The 8,084-nt window shown below is 52.0% G+C and carries 6 protein-coding genes; 5 read left to right on the forward strand and 1 reads right to left on the reverse strand.

Going from position 1 to position 8,084, the window contains the following annotated elements; all coding sequences use genetic code 11:
* The first annotated feature begins 230 nt into the window (after positions 1–230).
* The 5 genes from ACQY8X_RS13495 (at position 231) to ACQY8X_RS13515 (ending at position 7,320) form a co-directional block, all read left to right on the forward strand.
* Complete coding sequence (locus ACQY8X_RS13495; RefSeq protein ID WP_428035660.1) at positions 231–1,676, forward strand: sigma-54 interaction domain-containing protein; 1,446 nt, start codon at positions 231–233, stop codon at positions 1,674–1,676.
* Positions 1,677–2,840 (forward strand): sensor histidine kinase, encoded by a 1,164-nt coding sequence (locus tag ACQY8X_RS13500; protein ID WP_428035661.1) that lies wholly within the window; start codon positions 1,677–1,679, stop codon positions 2,838–2,840.
* Positions 2,841–2,843: 3 nt separating this feature from the next.
* Positions 2,844–4,217 (forward strand): sigma-54-dependent transcriptional regulator, encoded by a 1,374-nt coding sequence (locus ACQY8X_RS13505; protein WP_428035662.1) that lies wholly within the window; start codon positions 2,844–2,846, stop codon positions 4,215–4,217.
* A 297-nt stretch (positions 4,218–4,514) separates the two neighbouring features.
* Positions 4,515–6,467, forward strand: coding sequence for an acetate--CoA ligase (gene acs / locus ACQY8X_RS13510; RefSeq protein WP_428035663.1), 1,953 nt, complete (start codon positions 4,515–4,517; stop codon positions 6,465–6,467).
* A 187-nt stretch (positions 6,468–6,654) separates the two neighbouring features.
* Positions 6,655–7,320 (forward strand): response regulator transcription factor, encoded by a 666-nt coding sequence (locus ACQY8X_RS13515; RefSeq protein ID WP_428035664.1) that lies wholly within the window; start codon positions 6,655–6,657, stop codon positions 7,318–7,320.
* Positions 7,321–7,478: 158 nt separating this feature from the next.
* Here ACQY8X_RS13515 and ACQY8X_RS13520 read toward each other — a convergent pair.
* Positions 7,479–8,084 (reverse strand): ATP-binding response regulator (locus tag ACQY8X_RS13520; protein ID WP_428035665.1); only part of this gene is annotated, 606 nt, incomplete at its 5' end.

Here is an 8,084-nt window from a genome sequence, read left to right on the forward strand (position 1 = left end):
TTTATTCAAGCCGTGTTTCTGTGCCGAATAAGGGGCCTGAATCTGAGTGTTAAAGCAGGTTAAGGTTGAGGGCTTAATGTTGGCAGGTTTCATTTTTCAGGCTTGAGTGTCAAAAAAACATCATCTTCTTTTATTGTATTTTATCTCTGTATGTCATAAATTTGACGTGTATGCTTATGTATTGCATTTCTCCCATTTGAATCCTGAGATACCGTTGATTTGGTAACCCTATGACCAGTCCGCTACAAATTATATATATTGATGATGATGTGGAGAGTCGGACCCATCTGTCAGAACGGCTGGGCTTTGCTGAGATCAATCATGTAACGACTGACTACGTATCCTGGTTGCAGGGCGAAATTACCGAGCCAGGCAATCGCTCGGTTGTCTGGTTGGGGCAGTGCTCGTTGCCGATCTCCCTGGAAAAACTGATGCAACAGTTTGACCGGCTGGATGACAAGCTGCCAGTGATCGCTGTTTTCCCCTGGCCAGAACTTGATCAGTTATCAGAGAAGTTGCAGGAAAAGATTATTGGCCGGTTAAATCCGGATGCTTCGCTGGAGGCGCTGACGGTGATGATGCACCGGGCACTGATCTATCGCCAGCTGCAGTTGCAGTATGCCGGTCAACCTGATCTGTTTTCCCCCAAATCGGTTGCCAGTCAGTTTGAGGGAATGGTAGGGCACAGTGAAGCGATGGCGCTGGTGCGTAAGATGATCAGTCAGGTGGCCGGGCGGGATGTCAATGTACTGATTACTGGTGAAAGTGGCACTGGCAAGGAGATTGTTGCCAATAGTCTGCACCGGGCATCAAAGCGGTCAAGTGGGCCTTTTGTGCCGGTGAATTGCGGTGCTATCCCGGCTGATCTATTGGAAAGCGAATTGTTTGGTCATGAGAAGGGCGCGTTTACCGGCGCGATTAACTCACGGGCCGGGCGTTTTGAGATGGCTAATGGTGGCACCCTGTTTCTTGATGAGATCGGTGATATGCCGCTGCCGATGCAGGTTAAATTGCTGCGGGTCTTGCAAGAACGCTGCTTCGAGCGGGTGGGTGGCAGTATCACCATCGATTGTGATGTCAGAATTATTGCGGCTACCCACAAAAACCTGGAACAGATGATTATTGATGGCAGCTTTCGCGAAGATCTTTATTACCGTCTCAATGTGTTTCCCATTGATATGCCGCCGCTGCGAGCCAGAATTGAGGATATCCCGCCGCTGGTGGATGAGTTTGCCCGCCGCCTTGCTAAAGAGGGGTTTGGGCGTATCCGCTTTCACCCCGCGGCAATTCGTTCGCTGCAACAGCATGACTGGGCAGGCAATATTCGTGAGCTGGCCAATCTGGTGGAGCGGCTGGCTATTCTTTATCCCGATGCGGTGGTGGGTGTCAGCGAGTTGCCGCCAAAGTTTCGCCATATAGCGGAGCCTGAGCCTGAGATCTATATTGGACGAGCGGGTGCTGCCCCGGGTGAACATGAGCCGGCAACCCCGAATCTGCTTGAACTGCCGGAACAAGGGATTGATCTGAAGCTGCACATTGAAAATATCGAGCAGGCTTTAATTAGCCAGGCGCTGGAGCAAACCGCCGGGGTTGTCGCCAGGGCAGCAGAGCTGTTGCAGATTCGTCGGACCACGCTGGTGGAGAAGATGCGTAAATATGGAATTCAGCGAAAATAGATGATGACAGACGCCAATAATAGAATAGCTCAGCTGGAAGCGGAAAATAGTCAGCTAAGGGCGCAACTGGATCAGGTTCGCCAGACCAGTGTAGAAAAACAGGTTGAGCATGAGCGTCTCTCGGGCCGGCTGGAAGATCTGCTGGATCTGTTGCCCGCTGGAGTTGTCGTCATTGATAGCCGGGGACGGGTGGCAGAGTGTAACAGTGCGGCTGAACAGTTGCTGGGGCTGCCGTTGAAAAATGAGCCCTGGATCGCCGTGATACAGCGCAGCTTTGCCCCCCGTAGCGATGATGGTCACGAAGTTTCATTGAAAAGTGGCCGCCGGGTTAGTTTGTCGACCAGTACTCTGGCGAATGAGTCTGGTCAGCTGCTGATGCTAACCGATCAGACCGATACCCGGCTGTTGCAAGGACGTCTGGCTCATTATCAACGCCTTTCAGAGATGGGGCGGATGATGGCCTCGCTGGCACATCAGGTGCGAACCCCTCTGTCTGCGGCCTTACTTTATGCCGGGCATCTGATGAAGCCGGAGTTGCGGCCGGAGCAACGGATTAAATTCGCCGGAAAAGTAAAATCCCGCCTGGAGAATCTTGAACTGCAAGTGCGTGATATGCTGATTTTTGCCCGGGGTGAGACCCGGCTGGAGGATCGCATCAGTGTTGCAGAGTTGTTCCGTGAACTGGAAGATGCGCTGGATATGCCTCTGCATAGCTGGGACGCCGACTGTGACTGTCTTAACCGGGTGCCGGAGTTACAGCTGCAGTGTAATAAAGAGTCATTGCTGGGGGCCATTATGAACCTGGTTAACAACGCCTTGCAGGCCGGAGGTAAAGGCACCGAGCTGGTCATTGAAGCGCAGCTGATCGGTGATAAGCTGGGTATCGAGGTGCGTGATAACGGTCCGGGAATGGATGTGGAGCTTTGTAAAAAGGTGCTGGAGCCGTTTTATTCAACTAAATCCCATGGCACCGGTTTAGGGCTTGCGGTGGCGCAGGTAGTGGCCAAGGCTCACCATGGCGAGTTTCTGCTACGCTCGCAGTTGGGGGTTGGCACTCAGGCAGCTTTTCTTATTCCCTATCAAACGGGCGGTCAGACCGATAATCAGGCCAGTCGTCAGGTGAGTGATAACAGCAGTGAAAATAATGAAAGCGGAATCGGATAGTTTATGAGCATTCAGGTATTAGTGGTTGAAGACGATGCGGATCTGCGGGAGGCGCTGGTCGACACGCTGGAACTGGCGGGCTTTGATTATCTGGAAGCGGACTCCGGAGAGCAGGCGCTGGAGGTAATCGCAGAAAACCCGGTAGATATGGTGGTCAGTGACGTCAATATGGGGGGGATGGATGGCCACCAGCTACTGGAAAAGATTCAGCAGACCCAGCCCTGTCTGCCGGTGATGCTGATTACCGCTTATGGTCAGGTTAATAAAGCGGTGGATGCGATCCGCAGCGGTGCGGTGGATTATCTGATGAAGCCGTTTGCGCCGGAAGCATTGATTGAGGTCGTGAAGCGCTATACCGGCACGCAATTAAGCGAGCAGGATAGCGTTCAGCCCATCGCCGAGGAGACCAGCAGTAAACAGTTGCTACAGGTGGCGCGGCGAGTTGCTGAAACCGACTCTACCGTTTTGATTACCGGGGAGAGTGGTACCGGTAAAGAGGTGCTGGCGCAGTACATCCATATGCATTCCCCCCGGGCCGACAAGCCATTTGTAGCGATTAACTGTGCAGCGATTCCAGAGAATATGCTGGAGGCAACGCTGTTTGGTCATGAAAAGGGCGCGTTTACCGGCGCCTATACCAGTAATCCCGGTAAGTTTGAACAAGCCAACGGCGGCACTATTTTGCTGGATGAGATCTCCGAGATGGACCTGGGATTACAGGCGAAATTGCTACGGGTGCTGCAGGAGCAGCAGGTGGAGCGAGTGGGTGGCCGCAAGGTGATCAATCTGGATGTCAGAATTCTGGCAACCACGAACCGCAGGCTGGAGGAGTATGTGGCGGAGCATAAGTTCCGCGAAGACCTGTACTACCGGCTTAATGTCTTTCCGCTTCAATGGTTGCCGCTGCGGGAGCGGGTCGGTGATATTGTGCCTCTGGCACAGCGTCTGCTGGCAAAATACTCCCGCAAAATGAACCGCACCGCAGTCTCTCTCAGCGAGGAAGCACAGCGTGCGCTACAGGCTTATCACTGGCCAGGCAATGTGCGTGAACTGGATAACATTGTGCAGCGGGCGCTGATCTTGCAGCAAGGTGCGCTGATCGGTCCGGCTGACCTGCATATTCAGCCCGGCAGTATGCAAACCTCAGAGATGGCGGGTCGTATCAGTTCCGTCAGTGTCCCGGCTGATGAGAGTAGTCAGCTGGGTAATGATATGAAACAGCATGAGTTTCAGCTGTTGATTGAGACGCTGCGGGAAACCGGCGGTAGTCGTAAGGAGGCAGCAGAAAAACTGGGTATCAGTCCGCGGACGCTGCGCTATAAGTTGGCGCGGATTCGTGAAGCCGGCATCGACCTTGATGCTCAGCTGAAAAGTTAATACATCAAAAAAACTGTTTTTTATACGTCTAAAGTTGTAGTTAATGACCTTGCTACGACTAATGGCCTGTGTCGGATAGACCAATGTCTAATTCAGCAGGAATCGGTCACTTCGGTATAACATTAACCACTAAAAATAATAGTTTCAGAGCGTTTGTTATACTCTGGACATGAATGACCTGAAAACTCGCCGCAATAACAATAAAATCGGTAAAACAGGGATAGGGAGACGTGGTTATCGGCTTTTAGGTAGCGATAGTTACTGCAAAGAATAATTAACAAGCTAAGGGCATCTCACATGAGCGATTCCAAGATATATCCGGTTAGCGAAGAGCTGGCTGCGACTGCGCATGTCAATAATGAAAAATATCTGGCGATGTATGAGCAGTCAATCAATGATCCGGACACTTTCTGGGGAGAGGAAGGTAAGCGTCTGGACTGGTTTAAACCGTACACCAAAGTCAAAAATACCACTTTTGATCCTCATAACGTTGATATCCGCTGGTTTGAAGATGGTACGCTGAACGCTTCCTATAACTGTCTGGACCGTCACCTGGAAACCCGGGGTGATCAGGTTGCGATTATCTGGGAAGGTGATGATCCGAGTGAGTCAGAAAATATCACCTACCGTGATCTGCATGAGCGCGTGTGTAAGTTTGCCAATGTGCTGAAAGCCCGCGGTGTTGAAAAGGGTGATGTGGTTACCCTGTACATGCCAATGATTCCTGAAGCTGCCGTTGCGATGCTGGCCTGTACCCGTATCGGGGCCGTGCACTCAATCGTCTTTGGTGGATTCTCTCCAGAAGCACTGGCCGCCCGTATCGAGGGTGCTGAATCCAAAGTCGTTGTTACCTCTAATTATTCTCTGCGTGCCGGCAAGTCGGTACCGCTGAAACTTAACGTTGATAAAGCACTGAAACATGCCGCAGCTAAAGCGCTGGTGGAAAGCGTTATTGTCGTTAAGCGTGTCGACCAGGATGTTGCCTGGGATGATAATGTTGATGTCTGGTATGAAGATCTGGTTGCCAATGCTTCTGCTGATTGTCCTGCAGAAGAGATGGAAGCCGAAGCGCCGATGTTTATCCTCTACACCTCCGGTTCTACCGGTGCACCGAAAGGTCTGAAGCACACGACTGGTGGTTACATGGTGTATGCAGCGATGACTCACCAGTATGCTTTTGATTACAAAGATGGCGATATCTACTGGTGTACCGCGGATGTGGGTTGGGTAACCGGTCACAGCTATATTGTTTATGGGCCGCTGGCTAACGGTGCAACCTCGCTGATGTTTGAAGGTGTACCAAGCTATCCGGATAACAGCCGTTTTGGTCGTGTTATCGAGAAACACAAAGTTAACCAGTTCTACACTGCGCCAACCGCTATTCGTGCGCTGATGCAGCAGGGTGAAGATGTGCTGGGTGATTCCGATCTGTCCAGCCTGCGCATTCTGGGTTCTGTGGGCGAGCCGATCAACCCTGAAGCCTGGGAGTGGTACTACCGTATTGTTGGTCAGAACCGCTGTCCAATCGTTGATACCTGGTGGCAGACAGAGACCGGTGGCATGATGATTCTGCCGTTGCCGGGGGCGACTGCAGCCAAGCCTGGGGCGGCCTCGCGTCCGTTCTTTGGGGTGCAGCCAGCGCTGCTGGATGCGGAAGGTAATGAACTGGAAGGCGCGACTGATGGTAATCTGGTCATTAAAGATTCCTGGCCGGGTCAGAGTCGCTCTATCTGGGGCGACCATGAGCGCTTTACTCAGACCTACTTCACCACATACAAAGGTTACTACACAACTGGTGATGGTGCCCGCCGTGATGAGGATGGTTACTACTGGATCACTGGACGTGTTGATGACGTAATCAACGTCTCCGGTCACCGTATGGGTACTGCCGAGGTGGAATCAGCACTGGTTGCGCATCCTGCTGTCGCTGAGGCTGCGGTTGTGGGTTATCCCCATGAGCTGAAAGGTCAGGGTATCTATGTTTATGTGACTCTGCAGGCTGGTTTTGAACAATCAGAAGAGCTGCTGCAAGAGCTGCGTTTACATGTGCGTTCCGAGATCGGTCCAATCGCTTCGCCCGACCTGATTCAGTTTGCGCCGGGTATGCCTAAGACCCGTTCCGGTAAAATCATGCGTCGTATTCTGCGGAAGATTGCTGAAAACGACTTTGACGCACTGGGTGATACCTCCACCCTGGCAGATCCGTCTGTGGTTGATGATCTGATTGAGAATCGGATGAACCGTAAGTAATTGTGCTGCCGAATTAATTTCGGACTACAATTCCCTTACTCCCTCCCGGTTTTTTAGGTCGGGGGGGAGTTTTGCTTTAAAAGTGGTGTTAATATAATCAGGTGCAGCCGACAGGTTAGCACTCTATAAGCGGATATATTTACACGCTTTCGTGCGGTGAAAGCGGGTAAGGAGGGAGATTAGCTGAATGCAACTGGCGCAGAAGATAATCATTGCGGATGACCATCCGTTGTTCCGAGCGGCGCTGAAGCAGGCCGTTACTCAGGCTGTTCCTGGCGTTGAAATCGTCGAAGCCGATTCCCTGGAAGCCGTTCAGGCTGCTGTAGAAAATAATCCTGATGCGGATCTGGTGTTGCTTGATCTGCATATGCCGGGCACTAATGGTTTTACGGGTTTGGTTTTTCTGCGGGGAAAAAATCCTGGCATTCCTGTGGTGGTGGTTTCCGGTAGTGAAGAGTCTTCAGTGATGAAGCGGGCATTGGACTACGGTGCTTCCGGTTTTATCCCAAAATCCTCGCCGCTTGATGTGATCGCTGAAGCGATAACCACGGTGCTTGAAGGCGAAGAGTGGCTGCCGGAAGAGGTGGCTGAAGGGGTGGTGGATGTCACTGAGGAAGACCAGAAATTTGCCACTAATCTGGCATCGCTGACGCCGCAACAGTTCCGGGTGTTGACGATGCTGACCGAAGGGTTGCTGAACAAGCAGATTGCCTATGATCTGAATGTCTCAGAGGCGACAATTAAAGCCCATGTGACCGCTATTCTGCGTAAGCTGGGAGTGCACAGTCGTACTCAGGCCGTTATTGCGGCACAGCGTCTTTGCGTTGATCCACCTAAAACAGAGATGAACTGATATTCGTAAAGCGCCCCTCATTTCCATGTGGCGAGGGTGTTTCAGCGAATATGAAATATGACAAAAACACGCGCCTCAGGGGCGCGTTTTTTTATTGTGGGTGATACGCATGCTTTCAGTGTGTGGCTTTAGTGCTCGTCCACAGTGAATCGCTATCACTACGACTTGGCGGTTGTAATCAGCTTGCTGATGATCGCTCTGAGGGCAGCAGGCTTGATAGGCTTGTGCAGAATCTCTGCCTGGGTGTTGGCGATCTCCTCCTTGACGGCATCGGTCCGGTCTGCGGTAATCACAACCGCAGGAATTGGATGGTGCCAGAGTTCTCCCAGCTGCTGCAGTGCCATGACGCCAGTACGGGTTTCATCGAGGTGATAGTCAGCAAGGATAATGTCCGGTATAAATTCTTGCTCAATCACCCGGTCTTTGGCTTCGTTGGCCGAGATTGCGGTCAGCACTGAGCAGGACCATCCTTGTAGCAGAGCGCTCATCCCTTCAAGAATTTTAGGTTCATTATCGATAACCAGCACCTTGATCCCTTCGAGACCTTTGCTGCGAATCCAGCCGCGTTTTTCGGGGCGAGGCTTAACCGCCTTAGTTTTGTCACCCAGGGGAACGTTGACGCTGAAAACGGTGCCTTTGCCAGGCCATGAACGCACATTGATGGGATGGTTGAGCATGCGGGCGATGCGTTCGGTGATCGCCAGCCCCAGTCCAAGGCCGTTAACCTGAGAGTGTTTCGGGTTATCTATTCTGCGGAACTCTTC

Source organism: Amphritea sp. (genome assembly GCF_050300915.1).
GTDB lineage: Bacteria > Pseudomonadota > Gammaproteobacteria > Pseudomonadales > Balneatricaceae > Amphritea.

Bases quoted from the DNA above. Each gene is read 5' to 3' on its own strand.
- ACQY8X_RS13500 (WP_428035661.1), top strand. From the start codon at position 1,677: ATGATGACAGACGCCAATAATAGAATAGCTCAGCTGGAAGCGGAAAAT.
- ACQY8X_RS13505 (WP_428035662.1), top strand. From the start codon at position 2,844: ATGAGCATTCAGGTATTAGTGGTTGAAGACGATGCGGATCTGCGGGAG.
- ACQY8X_RS13515 (WP_428035664.1), top strand. From the start codon at position 6,655: ATGCAACTGGCGCAGAAGATAATCATTGCGGATGACCATCCGTTGTTC.
- ACQY8X_RS13495 (WP_428035660.1), top strand. From the start codon at position 231: ATGACCAGTCCGCTACAAATTATATATATTGATGATGATGTGGAGAGT.
- acs (WP_428035663.1), top strand. From the start codon at position 4,515: ATGAGCGATTCCAAGATATATCCGGTTAGCGAAGAGCTGGCTGCGACT.